Annotated in this window: 14 protein-coding genes; 10 read left to right on the top strand and 4 right to left on the bottom strand. The window is 73.3% G+C overall.

Annotated features, from left to right (window positions below):
- Positions 1–140: 140 nt before the first annotated feature.
- Complete coding sequence (locus tag ACQEVB_RS37515; RefSeq protein ID WP_432983496.1) at positions 141–899, bottom strand: IclR family transcriptional regulator; 759 nt, start codon at positions 897–899, stop codon at positions 141–143.
- 116 nt (positions 900–1,015) lie between these two features.
- Here ACQEVB_RS37515 and ACQEVB_RS37510 point away from each other — a divergent pair, with 116 nt between their 5' ends.
- The 6 genes from ACQEVB_RS37510 (at position 1,016) to ACQEVB_RS37485 (ending at position 8,332) form a co-directional block, all read left to right on the top strand.
- On the top strand, positions 1,016–1,816 hold the full coding sequence (locus ACQEVB_RS37510) for an MIP/aquaporin family protein (RefSeq protein ID WP_432983493.1): 801 nt from the start codon (positions 1,016–1,018) through the stop codon (positions 1,814–1,816).
- Between the two features lie 10 nt (positions 1,817–1,826).
- Positions 1,827–3,347, top strand: a complete 1,521-nt coding sequence (glpK, locus tag ACQEVB_RS37505; RefSeq protein WP_432983490.1) for a glycerol kinase GlpK — start codon at positions 1,827–1,829, stop codon at positions 3,345–3,347.
- 12 nt (positions 3,348–3,359) lie between these two features.
- Complete coding sequence (locus tag ACQEVB_RS37500; protein ID WP_432983487.1) at positions 3,360–5,069, top strand: glycerol-3-phosphate dehydrogenase/oxidase; 1,710 nt, start codon at positions 3,360–3,362, stop codon at positions 5,067–5,069.
- A gap of 97 nt (positions 5,070–5,166) precedes the next feature.
- On the top strand, positions 5,167–6,141 hold the full coding sequence (locus ACQEVB_RS37495) for a pyridoxal-phosphate dependent enzyme (protein ID WP_432983484.1): 975 nt from the start codon (positions 5,167–5,169) through the stop codon (positions 6,139–6,141).
- A 7-nt stretch (positions 6,142–6,148) separates the two neighbouring features.
- Entirely contained in the window at positions 6,149–7,186 is a 1,038-nt protein-coding gene (locus ACQEVB_RS37490) for an FAD-dependent oxidoreductase (protein WP_432983481.1), read from the top strand.
- A gap of 273 nt (positions 7,187–7,459) precedes the next feature.
- On the top strand, positions 7,460–8,332 hold the full coding sequence (locus ACQEVB_RS37485; RefSeq protein ID WP_432983478.1) for a hypothetical protein: 873 nt from the start codon (positions 7,460–7,462) through the stop codon (positions 8,330–8,332).
- On the opposite strand, the gene ACQEVB_RS37480 is transcribed toward ACQEVB_RS37485, so the two are convergent.
- Complete coding sequence (locus tag ACQEVB_RS37480; protein WP_432983475.1) at positions 8,322–9,530, bottom strand: SLC13 family permease; 1,209 nt, start codon at positions 9,528–9,530, stop codon at positions 8,322–8,324. The two genes, ACQEVB_RS37485 and ACQEVB_RS37480, sit on opposite strands and share 11 nt — an antisense overlap.
- 58 nt (positions 9,531–9,588) lie before the next feature.
- Between ACQEVB_RS37480 and ACQEVB_RS37475 the strand changes: the two genes are divergently transcribed.
- Entirely contained in the window at positions 9,589–15,183 is a 5,595-nt protein-coding gene (locus tag ACQEVB_RS37475) for a pentapeptide repeat-containing protein (RefSeq protein WP_432983472.1), read from the top strand.
- A gap of 22 nt (positions 15,184–15,205) precedes the next feature.
- On the opposite strand, the gene ACQEVB_RS37470 is transcribed toward ACQEVB_RS37475, so the two are convergent.
- The gene (locus ACQEVB_RS37470; protein WP_432983469.1) at positions 15,206–16,720 is read right to left on the bottom strand and encodes a class I adenylate-forming enzyme family protein; all 1,515 of its coding nucleotides are present in this window, start codon (positions 16,718–16,720) and stop codon (positions 15,206–15,208) included.
- Positions 16,721–16,776: 56 nt separating this feature from the next.
- Between ACQEVB_RS37470 and ACQEVB_RS37465 the strand changes: the two genes are divergently transcribed.
- From ACQEVB_RS37465 to ACQEVB_RS37455, 3 genes are read left to right on the top strand one after another with little or no spacing between them, the layout of a single operon-like run.
- Positions 16,777–17,886: a flavin-containing monooxygenase gene (locus tag ACQEVB_RS37465; protein WP_432983466.1), complete on the top strand. Its 1,110-nt coding sequence runs from the start codon at positions 16,777–16,779 to the stop codon at positions 17,884–17,886.
- Positions 17,811–18,254 (top strand): hypothetical protein, encoded by a 444-nt coding sequence (locus ACQEVB_RS37460; RefSeq protein WP_432983463.1) that lies wholly within the window; start codon positions 17,811–17,813, stop codon positions 18,252–18,254. The genes ACQEVB_RS37465 and ACQEVB_RS37460 overlap by 76 nt, the downstream gene beginning before the upstream one ends.
- Complete coding sequence (locus ACQEVB_RS37455; RefSeq protein ID WP_432983460.1) at positions 18,251–18,832, top strand: Uma2 family endonuclease; 582 nt, start codon at positions 18,251–18,253, stop codon at positions 18,830–18,832. Before ACQEVB_RS37460 ends, ACQEVB_RS37455 begins: the two co-directional genes overlap by 4 nt.
- A gap of 117 nt (positions 18,833–18,949) precedes the next feature.
- On the opposite strand, the gene gndA is transcribed toward ACQEVB_RS37455, so the two are convergent.
- Positions 18,950–20,389 (bottom strand): NADP-dependent phosphogluconate dehydrogenase, encoded by a 1,440-nt coding sequence (gene gndA / locus ACQEVB_RS37450; protein WP_432983457.1) that lies wholly within the window; start codon positions 20,387–20,389, stop codon positions 18,950–18,952.
- Positions 20,390–20,453: the final 64 nt, after the last annotated feature.

The following is a 20,453-nucleotide window of genomic DNA, read 5'->3' as shown; positions in this document are numbered from 1 at the left end:
ATCGGGACGGCGAGTTGCCCAATGTGGGACGCCGAGTCGTCCGACTGCGCCGTTCCGCAACGGGCAACTCGCCGTCCCAAGGCGGGCAACTCGCCGTCGTAATTCGGGCAACTCGCGGTCCTGAACCGGGCAACTCGCGGTCATGCCGAGGTCGCCAGGGTGCGGGAGACCGCGCGGGCCGCGGACTGGAGCTCGCGGATCACCGGGCGGCGCGGCTGCTCCCCCGCGAACAGCTCCTCCACCGGGCCGAGCACCGCCAGCGCGCCGACGACGAGCCCGCCCGCCGACCGGACGGGGGCGGCGGCGCCGCCGACCGCGGGCTCGTACTCGCCGAGGTCACTGGCCCACCCCCGTCGACGGGCGACGGCGAGGTGCCCCTCGAACGCGACCGGTGAGACGACCGTGCGGCCCGTCCACGGGTGCATGTCGAGCTCGCGCACGCGCGGCATCCCGACGGGCGCGAACGCGTAGAGGCACTTGCCCAGCGCGGACGCGTGCAGCGGCAGCTCGGTGCCGGTGAGCAGCCGTTGCGGGGAGGCGTCGGGCCGGAACACGTGGTGGACGACGCGGACGGCGTGCCCGCGCAGCACCCCGAGCTGGACGGCGAACCCGGTGGCTCCGGCGAGCGCGTCGGCCCAGTTCATGGCGGCGGCGCGGAGGTCGTGCGGGTCGGGTCCGCCGCGGCCGAGGTCGGCGAGCGCCGCGCCGAGGCGGTACCGACCGGAGGCGTCCTGCTCGACGAACCCGGCGTCGCGCAGGGTGCGCAGGATCCCGTGCGCGGTGGGTTTGGGCAGGGCGAGCGCGGCGGCGAGCTCGCCCAGCCCGAGTGACCGTCCGGTGCCGCCGAGCAGGCGCAGCAGGGCAGCGGCCCGTTCGACGGACTGGATGGGGCCGGGCATCGCGGCAGGATAGCGCGCATTCGACATTGTCGAACACCTGCCGTTGACCCTGCTGCTGGGCGTTCCTAGCGTCGAGCCGTCCTGCTACGGGGGCGGGACACGTCAGGGGGACTTCAATGACGAAGAACTCGTTACTGGGGGAGCTGGTGGCCGAATTCCTCGGCACCATGATCCTCATTCTGTTCGGTACCGGTGTTGTCGCCCAGGTCGTCACCTCGACCGACGGCAGCGCCGGCGATCACGACTCCATCGCGTGGGCGTGGGGCATCGGCGTGACGCTCGGGGTGTACGTCGCGGCCCGGGTGTCCGGCGCCCATCTCAATCCAGCAGTGACGATCGCGTTGGCCTGCTTCCGCGGGTTCGCGTGGCGCAAGGTGCTGCCGTACTCGCTGGCGCAGTTCCTCGGCGCCTTCGTCGCGGCAGCGATCGTCCGGTTCGTGTACGCCGACCTGATCTTCAAGGTCGACCCGCACCACACGATCAAGACCCAAGGCATCTTCTCGACGCTGCCCGGCAACGGGCTGGACGGCGTCAGCATCCCCACCGCGTTCTTCGACCAGGTCGTGGGCACGGCGATCCTCGTGTTCGTGATCTTCGCGGTGACCACTGCGCGCAACGCGGCACCGCTGGCCAACCTGGCGCCGGTGGTGATCGGGCTGCTCGTGGTCGCCATCGGCATGGCGTGGGGCGCCAACGCGGGCTACGCGATCAACCCGGCCCGCGACTTCGGTCCCCGCGTGCTCACGCTGATCACCGGGTACCAGGATGCGTTGTTCGACCAGCACGGCACGTTGTACTTCTGGTTGCCGATCGTCGCGCCGATCATCGGGGCAGTGATCGGCGGCGCGATGTTCGTCCACCTCATCGAGCGGTACCTGCCGGCGGACGAGCCGCTGGTCGCCGAAGACGCGAAGTAGGGAGAGCTCAATGGCAGAGTTCGTCGGTGCCGTCGACCAAGGCACCACCAGCACCCGGTTCATGATCTTCGACCACGGCGGCAACGAGGTGGGCCGCCACCAGCTCGAGCACGAGCAGATCCTGCCGCAGGCCGGCTGGGTGGAGCACAACCCCGTCGAGATCTGGGAGCGCACGTCCGCGGTACTGCAGTCGGCGCTCAACAAGACCAACCTCTCGGCGTCGGACCTGGTCTCGCTGGGCATCACCAACCAGCGCGAGACGGCCGTCGTGTGGGACCGGAAGACCGGGCGCCCGCTCTACAACGCGATCGTCTGGCAGGACACCCGCACCGACCGGATCGCGTCCGCACTGGAGCGCGAGGGCAAGGGCGAGGTGATCCGGCAGAAGGCCGGCCTCCCGCCGGCCACGTACTTCTCCGGCGGCAAGATCCAGTGGATCCTGGAGAACGTCGACGGGGCCCGCGCCGCGGCCGAACGCGGTGACGCGATCTTCGGCAACACCGACACCTGGCTGCTGTGGAACCTCACCGGCGGGGTCAACGGGGGCGTGCACGTCACCGACCCGACCAACGCCAGCCGCACGATGCTGATGAACCTCGAGACCCTCGACTGGGACGACGAGCTGCTCGGCTTCTTCGGCGTGCCGCGCTCGATGCTGCCGGAGATCAAGCCCAGTTCGGCGCCCGGTGACGGGTACGGGCGCACGCTCGCGAACGGGCCGCTCGGCGGCGAGGTGACGATCAACGGGGACCTCGGCGACCAGCAGGCGGCCACCGTCGGGCAGGTGTGCTTCTCCCCCGGAGAGGCGAAGAACACCTATGGCACCGGCAACTTCATGCTGCTCAACACGGGCTCCGAGCTGGTGCGGTCGAAGTCGGGGCTGCTCTCGACGGTCTGCTACAAGTTCGGCGACGAGCCCGTCGTCTACGCACTGGAGGGCTCGATCGCCGTCACCGGTTCGGCCGTGCAGTGGCTGCGCGACCAGCTGGGGATCATCTCCGGCGCCTCGCAGAGCGAGACGCTGGCCCGGCAGGTCGAGGACAACGGCGGCGTCTACTTCGTGCCCGCGTTCTCCGGCCTGTTCGCACCGTACTGGCGCTCGGACGCCCGCGGCGCGATCGTCGGGCTCTCCCGCTACAACACCAACGCGCACCTGGCCCGGGCCACGCTCGAGGCGATCTGCTACCAGAGCCGCGACGTCACCGAGGCCATGGAGAAGGACTCCGGGGTGCACCTGGAGGTGCTCAAGGTCGACGGCGGCGTCACCGCCAACGAGCTGTGCATGCAGATCCAGGCCGACGTGCTGGGCGTTCCGGTGAGCCGGCCCGTCGTCGCGGAGACGACGGCGCTCGGTGCGGCGTACGCGGCGGGGCTCGCCGTCGGCTTCTGGTCGAACACGGACGAGCTGCGCGAGAACTGGAACGAGTCGAAGCGCTGGGAGCCCCGGTGGAGTGACCAGCAGCGCACGGACGGGTACGAGCGCTGGAAGAAGGCCGTCACCCGGACGTTGGACTGGGTGGACGTCGATTAAGGAGTTCATGCGATGAGATCGGTCGCGCTGTCCCCCGCCTACCGCGAGGAAGCGCTCTCGGCCATGCGGTCGACCGAGCTCGACGTGCTCGTCGTCGGTGGCGGTGTCGTGGGCAGCGGTGCTGCCCTCGACGCCGCCACCCGCGGCCTCACCGTCGGGTTGGTGGAGGCGCGCGACTTCGCCTCCGGCACGTCGAGCCGTTCGTCGAAGCTCATCCACGGCGGCCTGCGCTACCTGGAGATGCTGGACTTCCGGCTCGTCCACGAGGCGCTGACCGAGCGCGGTCTGCTCATCGAGAAGCTGGCGCCGCACCTGGTGCGGCCGGTGCCGTTCCTGTACCCGCTGCAGCACCACGTGTGGGAGCGGTTCTACGCGGGGTCCGGGGTGGCGCTCTACGACGTGCTCGCCCGGGTGTCCGGGCGCAAGGCGGGGCTGCCGCTCCACCGGCACCTCACCCGGCGCGGCGCGCGCCGGGTCGTCCCGTCGTTGCGCAAGGACGCGCTGGTGGGCGCCCTGAAGTACTACGACGCGCAGGTCGACGACGCGCGGCACACGATGTTCGTGGCCCGCACGGCCGCCGCGTACGGGGCGCACGTCGCGTCCCGGGCGCGGGTGGTCGCGCTGCTGCGCGAGGGCGAACGCGTCACCGGTGCCACCGTGCACGACCTGGAGTCGGGCGAGACGTTCGACGTGCGGGCCAAGCAGGTCGTCAACGCCACCGGCGTGTGGACCGACGAGACCCAGGCGATGGCCAACGAGCGCGGCCAGTTCCACGTCCGGGCGTCGAAGGGCGTGCACCTGGTGGTGCCGCGCGACCGCATCCGCGGTGACTCGGGGCTGATCCTGCGCACCGAGAAGTCGGTACTGTTCGTCATCCCGTGGGGCCGGCACTGGATCATCGGCACCACCGACACCGACTGGCAGCTCGGCCTCGCGCACCCGGCAGCGAGCGCAGCCGACATCGACTACCTGCTCGACCACGTCAACGAGGTGCTGGAGCAGCCGCTCACGCACGCCGACGTCGAGGGCGTCTACGCCGGGCTGCGGCCGCTGCTCTCGGGCGAGTCGGAGTCGACGTCGAAGCTGTCGCGCGAGCACGCCGTCGCGCACACCGTGCCCGGGCTCGTGGTGGTGGCCGGCGGGAAGTACACGACCTACCGCGTCATGGCGAAGGACGCGATCGACGCCGCCGTCCACGCGCTGGACGCGAAGGTGCCGCCGTCGGTCACGGCGGACGTGCCGCTGCTCGGCGCAGAGGGGTTCACGGCGCTGAAGAACTCCCGCAAGGTGCTGGCCCAGACCTACGGGCTGCACGTGGCGCGGATCGACCACCTGCTCGGCCGGTACGGGTCGCTGGTGCACGAGGTGCTCGGGCTCGTCGCCGAGGACCCGACGCTGGGCGAGCCGCTGGCCGGCGCGTCGGACTACCTGCGCGCCGAGATCGTCTACGCCGCCTCGCACGAGGGCGCCCGGCACCTCGACGACCTACTGGCCCGCCGCACCCGCATCTCGATCGAGACGTTCGACCGCGGGCTCGGCGCGTTCGAGGAGGCCGCGAAGCTCGTCGCGCCGGTGCTGGGGTGGAGCCAGGAGCAGATCGAGCGCGAGGTGGAGCACTACCGCAAGCGCGTCGAGGCGGAGCGGGAGAGCCAGCGCATGCCCGACGACGAGACGGCGGACAGCGCCCGCATGGGCGCCCCGGACGTGGTCCCCCTGGTCTGAGCGCTCCGCTGGGGTACGCGTCGAGAACGAACTTGTGGTGATCAACAAGGCTTGTTGATCACCACAAGTTCGTTCTCGACGGGATTACGGTGGCAGGGTGGGCGAACTCCTGACCATCGACGACCTCCGTACCGCGGCCGACCTTATCGACGGGCGGGTGCTGCGCACTCCGACACTGCCCTCCCCCGGGCTGTCCGCGCTGTACGGGGTGCCGGTCACGGTGAAGCTGGAGCTGCTGCAGCGCACCGGCTCGTTCAAGCCGCGCGGCGTGTTCGCGAAGATCCTCGGCCTGTCCGACGCGGAACGGGCGGCAGGTGTCGTCGGCGTGAGCGGTGGCAACCACGGCGTCGCGCTGGCCGACGTGGCCGGCGAGCTCGGGGTGGCGGCCACCGTCGTGATGCCGCAGGCCGCGCCGGCCCGCTCGGTCGAGGCCGCCCGGGCGTCCGGTGCCGATGTGCGGCTGACCCCGGACATGGCGTCGGCGTTCGCGCTGATGGACGAGCTGGTGGTGGCCGGTGCGACGCTCGTGCACCCGTTCGACGACCCGGTGGTCGTGGCCGGTCAGGGCACGGTCGGGCTGGAGTTCGCGCACGACGCGCCGGACGTCACCGACGTGCTGGTCAGCGTGGGTGGCGGCGGACTGGTCTCCGGCGTCGCCACGGCGTTCCGCGCGCTCGTGCCCGGCGTGCGGGTGTGGGGCGTGGAGACCGAGGGCGCCGACGCGATGCGCCGCGCGCTGGACGCGGGCGGCCCGGTCGAGCTGGTGCCCACGTCGATCGTCTCCACCCTGTCCGCGCCGCACGTCTGCCAGCTGACCTACGACCACGTTTCGGCGCTGGTCGAGGACGTGCTGGTGATGTCGGACGCCGAGGCCGTCGCGGGCACGATCACGCTCGCCGAGCGGCAGAAGGTGTGGGCCGAACCGGCCGCCGGGTGCATCGTCGCCGCGGCGCACACCGTGCTGGAGCGCGTCGGGCCGGACGCCCGGCTGGGGCTCGTCGTCTGCGGCGGGAACGTGACGTTCGCCGACATCGCGCGGTGGCGGGACGAGCTGGCGCCCGCTCCGCGTTGACGGCGATGTGGAGAACGTCGACACGCTGGTGATCGGGGCCGGGCAGGCCGGGCTGTCGACCGCGTACGGGCTGCGCCGGGCGGGCGCGGAGTTCGTCGTGCTCGACGCCGACGACGGCCCGGGCGGCGCCTGGCGGCACCGCTGGGACTCGTTGCGCCTCGACGCCACGCACCGCGTCTCCGACCTGCCCGGCATGCCGTTCACCCCGGACGACGTGACGCGGCCGGCCAACCAGGTCGTCCCCGAGTACTACGCCGCCTACGAGCGGGAGTTCCAGCTGCCCGTCCGGCGGCCGGTGCACGTCCACGCCGTCCGTGACGCGGCCCCCGACCTGCTCGTCGAGACCGACCGAGGCGACTGGACCACCCGCACCCTGGTCAACGCCACCGGCACCTGGACGCACCCGTTCGTGCCGGCCGTGCCGGGCCGGTTCGCCGGGCGGCAGCTGCACGTCGCGGACTACCCCGGGCCGGCGGCGTTCGCCGGGCAGCGGGTGGTCGTGGTCGGCGGCGGCTCGTCGGCCGTGCAGCTGCTGCTGGAGATCGCGCCGCACGCCGCCGCGACCACCTGGGTCACCCGCCACGAACCGATCTGGCACGACGGCCCGTTCACCGAGGAGTTCGGCCGCGCCGCCGTCGCGCTGGTCGACGAGCGGGTGCGGGCCGGTCTGCCGCCGCGCAGCGTCGTCTCGGTGACCGGGCTCGCCCGCACGCCAGCCGTCGTCGCCGGCCAGGAAGCCGGGATCCTCGACCGCAAGCCGATGTTCGCCCGCCTCGTCCCCGACGGTGTGGAGTGGGCGGACGGCACCCGGGAACCGGCCGACATCATCCTCTGGGCAACGGGCTGGCGGGCCGCGCTGGACCACCTCGCGCCGCTGCACCTGCGCGGCCCCGGCGGCGGCATCGTCATGGACGGCACCCGCGTCGTCGCCGACCCGCGCATCCACCTCGTCGGGTACGGGCCCAGCGCGTCGACGATCGGCGCGAACCGCGCCGGCCAGGCCGCCGCCCGCGAGATCACCCGCCACCTCCGCGCGGCCGCCTGACACCCGCGAGTCGTGGTTTCGGCGCGCGCGAGTCGCGGAAACGTGTCGGCGAGTCGCGGAAATCGGCTGCGCGAGTCGTGGGTTCTGCGAGGCCGAGATGCGGATTCCGTAACGCCCTACCCGTGACGGAATCCGCATCTCACCGTTACGAGAACCGCGACTCGCCGACACCGGAACCGCGACTCGCGGGGGCGCGCCGGTGGCCGATCGCTGGACCGTCCGCCGGCTCCCCCGCGCCGATAGGGTGACGGCCGGGCGGAGCGAGGGGGGCGGATGCTCAGGTTCGGACGGTGGCTGCGGGCGAACGCGGAGGCGTTCCTCGCCCTCGCGATCGCGATCACGTTCGGTGTGCTGACCGTGCTGGACGTGATCGGGCCCGACGACGACATCATCAACGCCGCGATCCTGCTGGTGCTGGCCCTGCTGGTGGCCACGCTGCTGCGCGACCGCACCACGCTCGGCACGGCGTTGCAGACGATGAACGCGGTGCGGCTGGTGAGCGGCTCCGAGGTGGGTCCGGCGCTCGCCGAGGCGCGTCGTGACACCGACCGGTGGGTCCACAAGGGAGCCACCGGCGCGCACCTGCGCTCGGTGACGCTGCCCGCGTGCATCGAGCTGGCCCGCCAGCGCCGCCGCCCGTTGCGGGTGCAGCTGGAGATCCTGGACCCGACCGACACGGCGGCGTGCGACGAGTACGCCCAGTTCCGCTCGTCGCTCGGTTCGCGGAACTGGACGCGGGAGGAGGTGCAGCTGGAGGTCTACGCCACGCTGTTCGCCGTCTTCTGGCACCGCAGCCGCTTCACGTTCCTGTCCGTCGACGTCGGGCTGTCCCGCACGATGAGCACGCTGCGCGTCGATCTCTCGGCGAACGCGCTGGTCATCGGGCAGGAGGACCCGGCGGGCGCCACGCTGCTCGTCGCCGCTGGACGGCCGCACCACGCCGCCTACGACCGCGAGCTCGTCGCCAGCTTCCACCAGACGCGACGGGTGCACCTCGACGCCGCCGACGAGCTGACGTTCGACGACGAACCGTCCACCGACGACGTGCGCCGCCTGTTCCGGCTGCTCGGCATCGACCTGCCGGCGACGTTCTCCGAACGCGACATCGTCCGGATCGTCCAGCTCGCGCGGGAGGTCAGGCCGTGACCAGCAGCGCCGCTACCGCGGCGCCGACCGCGACCACCGCGAGCCCCAACCCGGCCAGCACGAACCCGAGCGCGGGCACCCGCAGGCCGTGGCGGCGGCAGGCCTCGAAGCACAGCAGCGTGGCGAGCGACGCCCACGGCGTGACGATCGGGCCGACGTTGGTGCCGATCAGCAGCGCGAGCAGGGTCGTGACCTGCCCGTCCGGCACGACGGCCTCGCCTGCGGTGTAGGCGGGCAGGTTGTTGAGCACGTTGGAGAGCCCGGCACCGGCAGCGGCGGCCCGGAACGCGCCCGCGGCGCCGGGGTCGGTCCCCATCAGGGCGATCATCACGTCGGAGAGCCCGTAGCGGCTCAGCGTCGGCACGACCAGGAACAGGCCCGTGACGAAGATCAGCAGCTGCCACGGCACGAGTCCGGGACGCAGCCGCCGCCGGTCGAGCACGGCGAACGCGACGACCACCACGAGCGCGGCGCCCGCCGAGGCGTACCCGATCGCGTCGCCGACGAACGGGATCGCGACGACGAACAGCAGGCACGCCGCGCCGCTGATCCCGAACAGGGCCCGTTCCCGCGGCCCGTCGAGCGTCGGCCGGGGCGGCGGGACGTACCGGTCCCGACCACGGGCACCGCGGCGCCAGTAGCAGGCCCACAGGAAGACCGCCGTCGCGAGGATCGACGCGACCTGCGGCAGCGCCATGTGGGCGGCGAACTCGGGTGCGGTGAGCGCGACCCGGTCGGCGGCCAGCAGGTTCGTCAGGTTCGACACGGGCAGCAGCAGGCTCGCCGTGTTGGCCAGCCAGATCGCCGTCATGGCCAGTGGCAGCGCCGCGATGTCGGCGCGGGCCGCCAGTGCCAGCAGCACCGGTGTGAGCAGCACCGCCGTGGTGTCCAGGTTGAGCAGCGTGGTGGTGAGCGAGGCGAACACCACGCACAGCCCGAACAGCGCCGCGTAGTTGCCGCGGCCCCCGATCGCCACCCAGGTCGCGATCACGTCGAACACCTTCGCCTGTCGCGCCAGGTTCGCGAGCACGATCACGGTGCCCAGGAACAGCAGGATCGGCGCGATCCGCGCGATGTTGGCCCGCGCGTCGGCCGCGGGCAGCAGGCCGGTCGCCACGCACAGCAGCCCGACGAGGAGCAGCCCGCCCCGGATCCAGTCGAGCACGCCGATCCGGGCCACCACCGAGCGCACGTCCACCCCTACCTCCGACCGGAACTGGACGGCTCCCCGCCATGCCCGCCGACATAATGACGTGATGGCGCCACGGGGTGGGGACGAGGGTGCAGCGATCGACTTCTACATCAGTCACTCACCTGCCGACGAGCAGTGGGCGGCGTGGATCGGCTGGCAGCTGGAGGCAGCCGGCTACCGGACGTTCCTGGCAGCCTGGGACCACGCCTACGGCTCCGACGAGCACGGCGAGCGGGTCGCGGCGCGCGCCGCCGCGGTCCTGGCCGTCGTCTCTCTCGCCTACCTCAGCGCCGAGCAGATGAGCGCGGAGCGGCGGGTCCTGCTCCGCGCCGATCCGGCCGCGCTGCTCGCCGTCCGCGTCGACGGCGCCCGGAACGGGTTGCCGCAGCACGTCACGCCCCTCGACCTGCACCGGGTGCCCGACGCGCGCACGGCCGCGGCGGCGCTGCTGGACCGGGCGCGGGCCGTGCGGCCGGCGCCGCCGCACCCCGGCGCCGGCGGCCGGCTCGCGCTGCGGCGGGCCCCGCTGGCCGCTCCCGGGTACCCGCCCGCGGTGCGGTCGAGCGCCCGTACCCGGTCCGGCCTGGCGATCCTGCACGTGGCGGGTCCGCGGTTCGGCCGCGGCGTCGCCGACAGCGACGAGCCGGTCACCGCGGCCGAGCTGCGCACCCGCATCCACGCGGGCGTCATGCGCTGGACCGACGCCGGCGCACCCCGGCCCGACCTGCTCGTCGTCAGCGGCGACCTGACCGACGGGGCCCGGCCGCGCCAGCTGGAGCAGGCCTGGGAGTTCCTCACCGGGCTGCGCGTGTCGCTGGGGCTCGACGCCGGCCGGATGATCGTCGTGCCCGGTGGCCGGGACGTCTCCCGCGCGGCGTGCCAGGCCTACTTCCACCTCTGCGACGCCCGCGACATCACGCCGCTCGAGCCGTACTACCCGAAGCTGGAGATGTGGGCGGAGCTGTTCGCCGATCTCTACCGCGGGCTGGACGGGCCGCAGTTCGACGCCGCGCAGGCGTGGACGCTGTTCACCGTGCCGGAGCTGCGGGTGGCCGTGGCGGGTCTGAACTCGACGATCGCGATCACCCACCGGCCGCGGGACAACTACGGCCGCATCGGTGAGGAGCAGGCCAGCTGGTTCGCGCAGCGGCTGCGCCGCTTCGAGGAGTCGGGCTGGCTCCGCGTCGGGGTGCTCCGCCACGACCCGCTGCCCGGCATCGCCGGCACGGCGGACCCGTCGGCATTGCGTGACGCCGACACCCTCGAGGACCTCCTCGGATCGCGGCTGGACCTGCTGCTGCACGGTCCGGGTCCGGGCGGGACGGGCACCGAGCTGCTCGGCGGGCGGCTGCCGGTGCTGCCCGCCGCCGGTCCGGGGCGGGCCGAGCTGATCGACCTCACCGCCGACGGCATCGCCCGCTGGACGTGGCCCGCGCGGAACCCCGCGGGCGAGGCCGGCGGCGTCCCGGTGCGTGCGCCGTGGCGGCAGCCGGTGGCGCCGGCGGCGTTCGCGGCGATCGGGCCGGAGCCCGAACCGGAGCCGGTACCGGCGCTGCCCCCGGCCGACGACCCGCACCGCAGGCTCCTGCACCGCATCGCCGACGTCTGCGCGGCCCGTCATCCCGGCGCGCGGATCCGGCCCGTCGACACCCGGCCCCCGCAGCTGCTCGTCACCCACCAGGAGGGCGGCTACACCGTGCAGCAGCGGGTCGGCGCGTGGGCGGCCGAGCTGACCACCGAGGTGATCGACGACTTCTGCCGCCACGACGACACGGACGGCTCCGAACTCGTCCACGCCGGTCCGGCGCCCTCGCCCGCGGTGCGCCAGCACGCGCAGCGGCGCCGGGTGCGGCTGCGCACGTTCGCGAGCTTCCAGGGCCTGCTGGACCTCTCCCGCTACACCGACGCCCTCGCCGAGCGCCTGCGCGTCGATCCCGGATACCCGCCCGAGCACTACGTGCCGCAGCGGTTCCGGGAGCTGGGCCGCGGCACGGCCGACGTCCGCGACGACCTGGCGGCGGAGCTGTACCAGCTGGTCACGGGCGAGGACGGGCAGTTCGTGCTGGTGCTGGGCGACTTCGGGCGCGGCAAGTCGTTCGCCCTGCGCGAGGTGGCGCGGCGCCTCGCGACGGACGGCGGCCCGATCGCGCCGGTGCTGATCGACCTGGCCGCGATGGACGGCTCGCTGCCCGTCGACGGGCTGGTGGCGGCGCACCTCGCCCAGCACGGCGAGGACCGCATCGACCTCGCCGCCTTCCGCTACATGCTCGCCGAAGGCCGGATCGTGCTGTTCTTCGACGGCTTCGACGAGCTGGTCACGCGGATCAGCTACGAGCGCGCCGCCGACCACCTGGAGGCGTTGCTCGCGGTGGCGAACGGCCGGGCGAAGGTCGTGGTGGCGAGTCGCACGCAGCACTTCCGCTCGCACGCCCAGGTGCTGACGGCGCTCGGTGAGCGGGTCGGTCTCGTCGAGCACCGCCGGGTCTTCGAGGTCGAGGCGTTCACCCGGCGGCAGATCCGGGCCTACCTGGTCAACCGGCACGGGGGCGACGTGGCGCGCGCGGAACGCCGCTACGCGCTCCTCGCCGGCATCGGCGACCTGCTGGGACTGGCGCAGAACCCGCGCATGCTGGGGTTCATCGCGGGGCTCGACGAGGAGCGGATCCGGGCCGCCGCCCGCAACCGCGACACGATCAGCGCTGCGGGGCTCTACCGCGAGGTGCTGCACGCCTGGATGGAGCACGAGCGCCGCCGGGCGCCGGACGGGCCCGACCCCGATGCGATGTGGGCGGCGGTCACGGCGCTGGCGGTGCGGTTGTGGGAGGCGGAGGAGACCTACCTGCCGCTGGAGCGGATCGCCGAGGTCGCCGATGCCCTCGGCGGGCTCGCCGGCGCCGACCTGGCCCCCGACCAGCGGCTGCACGCCGTCGCCAGCGGGAGCCTGCTCGTGCGCACCGAGGAGGGCCTGTTCGGGTTCATCCACCCGTCGGTCACCGAGTGGCTGGTCGCGCGGGCGATCGCGGCCGAGTTCACCGCCGGCGCGGACGCGCCGACGATGCTCGCCCACCGCGAGCTGACCCAGCCCGCCGTCGAGTTCCTCTGCGACCTGGCCCCGACCGGGCCCCTGCAGGTCTGGGTGTCCGCGGCGCTGCGGGCGACGGACGACACCCTGCGGACGAACGCGCTGAAGGTCCGCACCCGGCTGGAGACGCCGGCGTCGGCGGACCTGCGCGGCGCGGACATGCGCGGCGAGGACCTGTCGCACCGGCAGCTGGTCGACCGGGACCTCTCCGGCGCCGACCTCACCGGGGCGGACCTCGGTTCCGCGGACCTGTCCGGCGCTGACCTCACCGGCGCCCGGCTCGTCGGCGCGCGGCTCGACCGGGCCCGGCTCGTCGGCGCGGACCTCTCCGGCGCCGACCTGCGCCGTGCCCGGCTGGGGCGCGCTGACCTGACCGGCGCGACCACCACCCCGCAGACCCGGTGGGAGCGGGCCGCGCTGGTCGACACCGTCGGCGTGCCCGGGTACCCGCGCGGTGCGGCCGTCACGCCGCGCCATCCGGTGGAGGCGGAGATCGCGCCGTCCGCCGTCGGGGTGGCGCAGGGCTCGGCGCCGCTGCCCGGGGTGCTGCCCGAGGTCCTCGCCTACAGCCCCGACGGGGACCTGCTGGCGCTGGCCTCCGACGACGGCGGCGTGCTCGTGTGCGACACCGCCACCGGCACCGTCGTGCGCACCCTGCACGGGCACCGCAGCCGCGTCTGCGTCGTCACGTACGGCGGGAACCGCCTGGTCACAGCGGCGGAGGACGGCACCGTGCGGCTCTGGGACGCCGCCGACGGCCAGGCCGGGCACGTGCTCGCCGGGCACGCCGTGCGGCCGTGGCCGGTGGTCGTCGACGACGACGGCGCCACGGTCGTCGCAGCGGACGGTGCCGGGGTGCTGCGGATCTGGGACGCCGCGACCGGCCGGCTCCGCCACGAGCTGCGCCCGGCCGCGCCCGTCGTCAGCCTGGCGCTGCACGGCTCGACCCTCGCCGCCGCGCTCGGCGACGGCACCGTCGCGCTGTGGGACACCCCGACCGAGGTGGCCGGCACGGTCGTGGGACCGGTCCCCGACGTCCGGCGCGTCGTGTTCGGCCAGGACGGCACGAGCCTCGTCGTCGGGGCCGCCGGCGGCGGGCTCTCGGTGTGGGGGCTCGACGGCGCGCAGCGCCACGACCTGCGCGGACACACCGGCGAGGTGCTCGCGCTCGCCACCCGCGACGACGTTCTCCTCGCCGGCGACACCGACGGCGGGGCCCGCCTCTGGAACCTCGCCGACGGCACGCTGCGCGCACAGCTGCCCGGTCACGCCGCCGCGATCGGCGGGGTGGCGCTCGGCCCGTCCGGTCAGGTGGCGGCCACCGGCGACGCGAGCGGGGAGCTGCGCGTGTGGGACACGGCGACCGGCGCGCTGCAGCACGAGCTGGTCGGGCACACCGGGTCGGTGTGGCCGTTCACGTTCCGGCCCGACGGTGCCGAGCTGGCGGTGGCCGACGACCAGCGCACCACCCGCCTGTGGGACCCGGCGACCGGCACCTGCCGGCACGTGCTGAGCGGGCACGGCCGCCAGGTCCACGCCGTCCGGTTCAGCGCGTCCGGCGACCTGCTCGCGACCTGCGGGAACGAGGGCACGATCCGGCTGTGGAACCCGCGCACGGGCCAGCTGGTGCGGGAGCTGACCGGTCACGCCGACCGCGTGTTCCGGCCGCGGGACGCGGTGTTCAACCCGACCCAGCAGCAGCTCGCGCTCATCGGCGACGACGTCCAGATCGAGGTGCTGGACGCCACGACCGGACGGCCGGAACGGCAGCTCCGCACCGAGTTCGCGCCCGTGTGGGCGGTCGCGTTCGACGCGACGGGCGACCGCCTGGCCACCGGCGAGGACGACGACACGCTGCGCGTCCGGCACGTCGCCACCGGGCGGCTGCTGTACACGCTGCGGGAGCACACCGGCCGCGTCCGCTCCATCGCGTTCAGCCCGGACGCGCCCCTCCTCGCCACCGGCTGCGACGACTCGCACGTCCGGCTGTTCGACGCCCGCACCGGCACCCTGCTCCGCACCCTGACCGGCCACACCGACCGCGTCTACGCCGTCGCGTTCGGCAGCGGATGGGTGGCCAGCGCGTCGTGGGACGGCACCGCCGCCGTCTGGGACCTGGCGACGGGGGTGCGCCGGCACGTGCTCACCCGGCACGAGGGCAGGCTGTGGGCGGCGGCCGCCGACCGTTCCGGCCGGTTGCTCGCCACCGCCGGCGACGACCTGGTCATCCGGCTGTGGGACGCCGCCTCCGGCGATCACCTGCAGCGGATGCGCGGCCACGCCCGGCCCGTACGATCGCTCGCGTTCCACCCACGCAAGGACGTCCTGGCCAGCGGCAGCAACGACGGCACCGCGCGCCTGTGGTCGGTCACCGTCGACCACGCGACGCGCAGCGCCACCCTGCTCGGCCTCCCGCGCGGCGCCTGGGCGGCGCTGGGCCTCGACGGCCGCTACAAGGCCGACGGCGACGTCGAGGGCCACTTCTGGCACGTCGTCGGGCTGCACCGCTTCGAGCCGGGAGAGCTGGGCGCGCTGCTGCCGTCCGTCCGCCCGATGCCCCCGCACACCCCGCTCTGACCCCCAGCGCCGCCGATGAGTTCTACCCGTTCCCTGCGGCCGTGCGGGTGTCGTACTCCTCCCGCAGCACCCGCTTGAGGATCTTGCCCGAGTCGGTGCGCGGGAGACTGTCACGCACCTCCCAGCTGCGCGGTCGCTTGTAGCCGGCGAGCTGCCCGGCCACGTGCGCCTCCAGTGCGGCGACGTCGACGGTGTGGCCGGGACGGGCGACGACCGCGGCGTGCACGGACTGCCCCCACTCCGCCGACGGCACCCCGAACACGGCGACGTCCAGCACGTCGGGGTGGGCGTGCAGCACGGCCTCCACCTCCGCCGGGTAGACGTTCATGCCGCCGGTGATGACGAGGTCGCCGCCGCGGTCGCGGATGTAGAGGTAGCCGTCGGCGTCGAAGTGCGCGACGTCGCCGACGGTCTTCCAGCCGTCGGCGTCACCGACGGGTTCGGACCGCCCGTGGTAGCCGAAGAACGTGCTCGGCGAGCGCACGAGCAGCTTCCCGGGCGCGCCGGGTGGCAGGTCGTGCCCGTCCTCGCCGACGACGCGCATCTCGGTGCCCGGCAGGGGCAGCCCGCACGACCCGGGCCGGGCGAGCTGCTCCTCCGGCGGCAGGACGGCGGAGACGCCCAGCTCGGTGGAGCCGTACACCTCGAAGAGGAACCCGTCGCCCAGCTTGGCGACGATCTCCTGCTTCAACGCGTACGGGACGGGTGCGGCGTTGGCGACGAGCGAGCGCATCGACGTGAGGTCGGCGGTGGCGAGCACGTCGTCGGGCAGGGCGACGATGCGCTTGAGCGGCGTCGGCGCGGTGAACGTGTTGGTGACGCGGTAGGTGCGCACGAGCTCCAGCCAGCGCGCGGGGTCGAAGGAGCGCATCACGACCACGGTGCCGCCGATGGCGTGGGTGAGCACCGCCCAGGCCAGCGGCCCGGAGTGGTAGAGCGGGCCGGTGGTCAGGTGCACCTCGTCGTCCGGGACGAGGCGCAGGGTGCGCACGAGCGCGTCGGTCATCTCCGGCACCGGCCGGGCCCGCACGGCACCCTTGGGCTTCCCGGTGGTGCCGGACGTGTAGATCATCTGCGTGCCGGCCGCCTCTGCAGGCGCCGGCGGCTCGGGCGATCCCGCGGCGAGCAGCGCGTCCCAGGCCGGCGTGCCCCACGCGACGAGCTCGCGCAGGGCAGGCAGCTGCGGGCGCAGCGCTGCGATCCGGTCGACGTACCCGGGGTCGACGAGCGCGCCGACGGCGCCCGAGTCCGCCAGCACGTAGCCCAGCTCGGCGTCGGTGAACCGGTACGCGACGGGCACGGCGATCGCGCCGATCTTGCGGCACGCGTGCAGCACGACCAGCACCTCGACCGCGTTCGGTCCGCACCAGGCGACCCGGTCCCCGACCAGCACGCCCTGGTCCAGCAGCGCGTGCGCGAGCCGGTTGGCGCGCGCCTCCAGCTCGGCGTAGGTGAGGGTGGCGCCGGCCGGATCGATGATCGCGGTGCGGTCGGGGTGGGTGGACGCGCGCACGGTCAAGCCGTCGGGATCGGGCACGAGATCCACTCTCGCCCGCGCCAGGGCGCTGGACAACCCGTGCCACACTCCGAGCCATGACGGGGACACGCGTGGTGATCGTCGGGGCGGGGTTCGGCGGTGTCGCCGCGACGATCGAGCTGGCCCGCCACGGCATCACCGACGTGACCGTGCTGGAGGCGGGGCCGGAGATCGGCGGCACCTGGCTGTACAACACCTATCCGGGCGCGGCGTGCGACGTCCCGTCGCACCTCTACTCGTTCTCCTACGCCCAGCGCCGCGACTGGACGCGGCTGTGCTCGCCGCAGCAGGAGATCCTCGACTACCTGCAGGACGTCGCGCGCCGGAACGGGGTCACGGACAAGGTGGTGTGCGGGGTGCGGGTCACCTCCTGCGCCTGGGACGACGACACCGCCGCCTGGACCGTCACGGCGGAGGACGGGCGCACCTGGGAGAGCGACGCGCTGGTCGTCGCGACCGGGCAGCTCAGCCAGCCGCACGTGCCGCGGATCGAGGGCATCGACGAGTTCGCCGGGCACACGTTCCACTCGGCGCGGTGGGACCACGACCACGACCTGCGCGGCCGCCGCGTCGCCGTGATCGGGTCGGGGGCGAGCGCGGTGCAGTTCGTGCCGGAGATCGCGAAGCAGACGGCGTTCCTGTCGGTGTTCCAGCGCACCGGCAACTGGTTCCTCGCCCGCAGGAACACGCCGTACCCGCGATGGGTGCGCGCCGCGGTCGCCCACGTGCCGGGCCTGCAGGCGTACCGGCGCGGGTTCCTCTTCCACTACGGCGAGGCGCTGACGGCGGGCATCCGGCACCCCCGCACGCTCGGCAGGCTCCTCGGGATGCGTTCGGCGCGGTTCATGCGCAGGCAGCTGCGCGACCCCGACGTGCGGCGCAAGGCATGGCCCGACTACACGTTCGGCTGCAAGCGGGTGCTGTTCTCCTCGGCGTTCCTGCCGGCGCTGCAGCGCCCCGACGTCGAACTGGTCACCGACGCGATCACCCGGCTCGTCCCGGAGGGTTACAGACCGCCGACGGCCGCGTGCACGCCGTCGACACCGTCATCTGGGCCACCGGGTTCGCCACCACCCGGTTCATGTTCCCGATGGCGATCACCGGCAGCGGCGGACGGGAGCTGGAGAAGGTGTGGGCCGACGGCGCGCACGCGCACCTCGGCATGACGGTGCCCGGCTTCCCGTCGATGTTCGTGCTGTACGGGCCCAACACCAACACCTCCGGCGGCTCGATCATCTTCTACCTGGAGCAGCAGGCCGCCTACGTGCGGCAGGCGCTGCAGGCGATGCACGCGCGCGGCGCGTCGTCGGTGACCGTGCGGGCGGACGTCGAGGCCGCCTCCGACGCGGCCCTGCAGGCCCGCTTCCCCGGCACCGCCTGGACGACCTGCGACTCCTGGTACCGCGACGCGAGCGGCCGCGTCGTCACCAACTGGCCCGGCTACATGCGGGAGTACCGCAAGGCGACAGAGCGGTTCGAGCCCGGCGAGTACGAGTTCGGCGAGCGGGTCTCCGTGGGACACTCCTCCACATGACCGCGCTGCCCTATCCACTGCGGCCGCTGACGGCCGCGGAGTACGCCGCGCTGCCCGACGATGCGGACGGGCGCTACGAACTTCAGGAAGGCATGCGCGTGATGTCGCCCCGGCCGATCCCTGTCCACCAGCGCTGCCTGCGAATTGTGTGTGCTCAGTTGGATGCCCAACTCCCCCCCGGTCTGGAAGTGCTGCCGGAGGTGGACATCGACCTGCAGTTGGTGCCACCGGATCAGCCCGGCACGGTGCGAGTTCCTGACGTCGTCGTCACCCGTGAAGCCTTCGATCGCGTCGGCCGCGAAGGCGGCCTGCTCCGAGCGAGCGAGGTGCTCCTCGCCATCGAGGTCTTCTCCCCTGACTCGTATCGTCGCGACGCCCGCATCAAGCGCGGCGAGTACGCCGATGCCGGCATCGGTCACTACTGGATGATCGATCTGGAGGACGGACCGAGCCTGCTCGCGTGCCATCTGGCCGGCGCGTTCGGCTATGCGGACCACGGACCGGTCCGCGGCCGGTTCGCCACCACCGACCCGTTCCCCGTCGAGATCGATCTCGACGCGCTCGTCGACCGCACGTGACGTGGCGCGCACCGGCATCGACGACATGATCGAGACTGTCGACGCGGCGCGTCCGGATGACGGACATGTCGTCGATCGACACCTCGGCCGTCGTCAGTGACCCGGTCTATGACCTGATCAGCCGTCCGTCCGCACCTCGGTGCCGTCCTGCGACCAGCGGGTGTGGAAGGCGCCCTCGGCGTCGATCCGGCGGTAGGTGTGGGCGCCGAAGAAGTCGCGCAGCCCCTGGATGAGGTTGGCCGGGCCGCGCTCCCGCCGGTACGCGTCGTAGTACGACAGCGAGCTGGCGAACGCGGGGATGGCCACGCCCTGCTCGGTGGCGGTGACGACGACGCGCCGCCACGCGTCCTGCGCGTTGGCGACGGCCTCGGTGAAGTAGGGCACCATCAGCAGGTTCTCGATGTTGCCGTGCTCGGCGTAGGCCTCGGTGATGCGGTTGAGGAACTGGGCGCGGATGATGCAGCCGCCGCGCCAGATGGTGGCCATGGCACCCAGGTCGAGGTTCCAGCCGTTGGCCTCCGACGCGGCCCGCATCTGCGCGAAGCCCTGCGCGTAGGCGACGACCTTGGACGCGTAGAGCGCCTGCCGGATGTCGTCGACGAGATCGGGGCGGTTCGCCTCGTTGCTGGGGTTGGGCCCGGCGAGCGTGGTGGACGCGGCCTTCCGCTCGTCGCGCAGCGCCGAGAGCGTGCGGGCGAACACGGCCTCGGTGATGCCGGTGAGCGGCACCCCGAGGTCGAGCGCGTCGATGGCCGTCCACCGGCCGGTGCCCTTCTGCTCGGCCTGGTCGACGATCACGTCGACGAGCGGCCGGCCCGTCCTCTCGTCGGTCTTGCCGAGGACGATGCCGGTGATCTCGATGAGGAACGACTCGAGGTCGCCCGTGTTCCACTCCTCGAAGATCTTCCCGATGGCCGGGGCGTCCAGGCTGGCGACGTGCGTGAGCAGGTCGTACGCCTCGGCGATGAGCTGGATGTCGGCGTACTCGATGCCGTTGTGCACCATCTTCACGTAGTGCCCAGCGCCGTCCGGCCCGACGTGGACGCAGCACGGCGTGCCGTCGACGACGGCGGCGATGCTCGTCAGGATCTCCTCGACCTCGGCGTAGGCGGCCGGGTCGCCGCCGGGCATGATGCTCGGCCCGTTGAGCGCGCCCTCCTCGCCGCCGGACACGCCGACACCCATGAACCGCAGGCCCCGCGCCGCCAGGTCCTTCGTCCGCCGGTTCGTGTCGGGGAAGTGCGAGTTGCCGGCGTCGATGATGATGTCGCCCTCGTCGAGCAGCGGCGCGAGCTCCTCGATCACCCCGTCGACGGGGGCGCCCGCCTTGACCATCACGATGATCCGGCGCGGCCGCTCCAGCGACGCGACGAAGTCCTCGACGCTCTCCGACGCCGTGAACGTGCCCTCGTCCGCGTACGCCTCCATGAACTCCTTGGTGCGCGCGGCCGTGCGGTTGTGAACCGCGACGGGCACGCCGTGGCGGGCGATGTTGCGGGCGAGGTTCGCACCCATGACGGCGAGTCCGGTGACGCCGATGCGGCTGAGTTCGGTCACGATCCGCACGCTACTCCCGCCCAGGTACGCGTCGAGAACGACGTTGTGGTGATCAACAAGGCTT

The organism is Pseudonocardia sp. CA-107938, assembly GCF_050936315.1.
In the GTDB taxonomy this organism is placed as follows: domain Bacteria; phylum Actinomycetota; class Actinomycetes; order Mycobacteriales; family Pseudonocardiaceae; genus Pseudonocardia.
The sequence above is the reverse complement of the archived record's forward strand: the minus strand, read 5'-3'. Positions and strand labels throughout refer to the sequence as shown.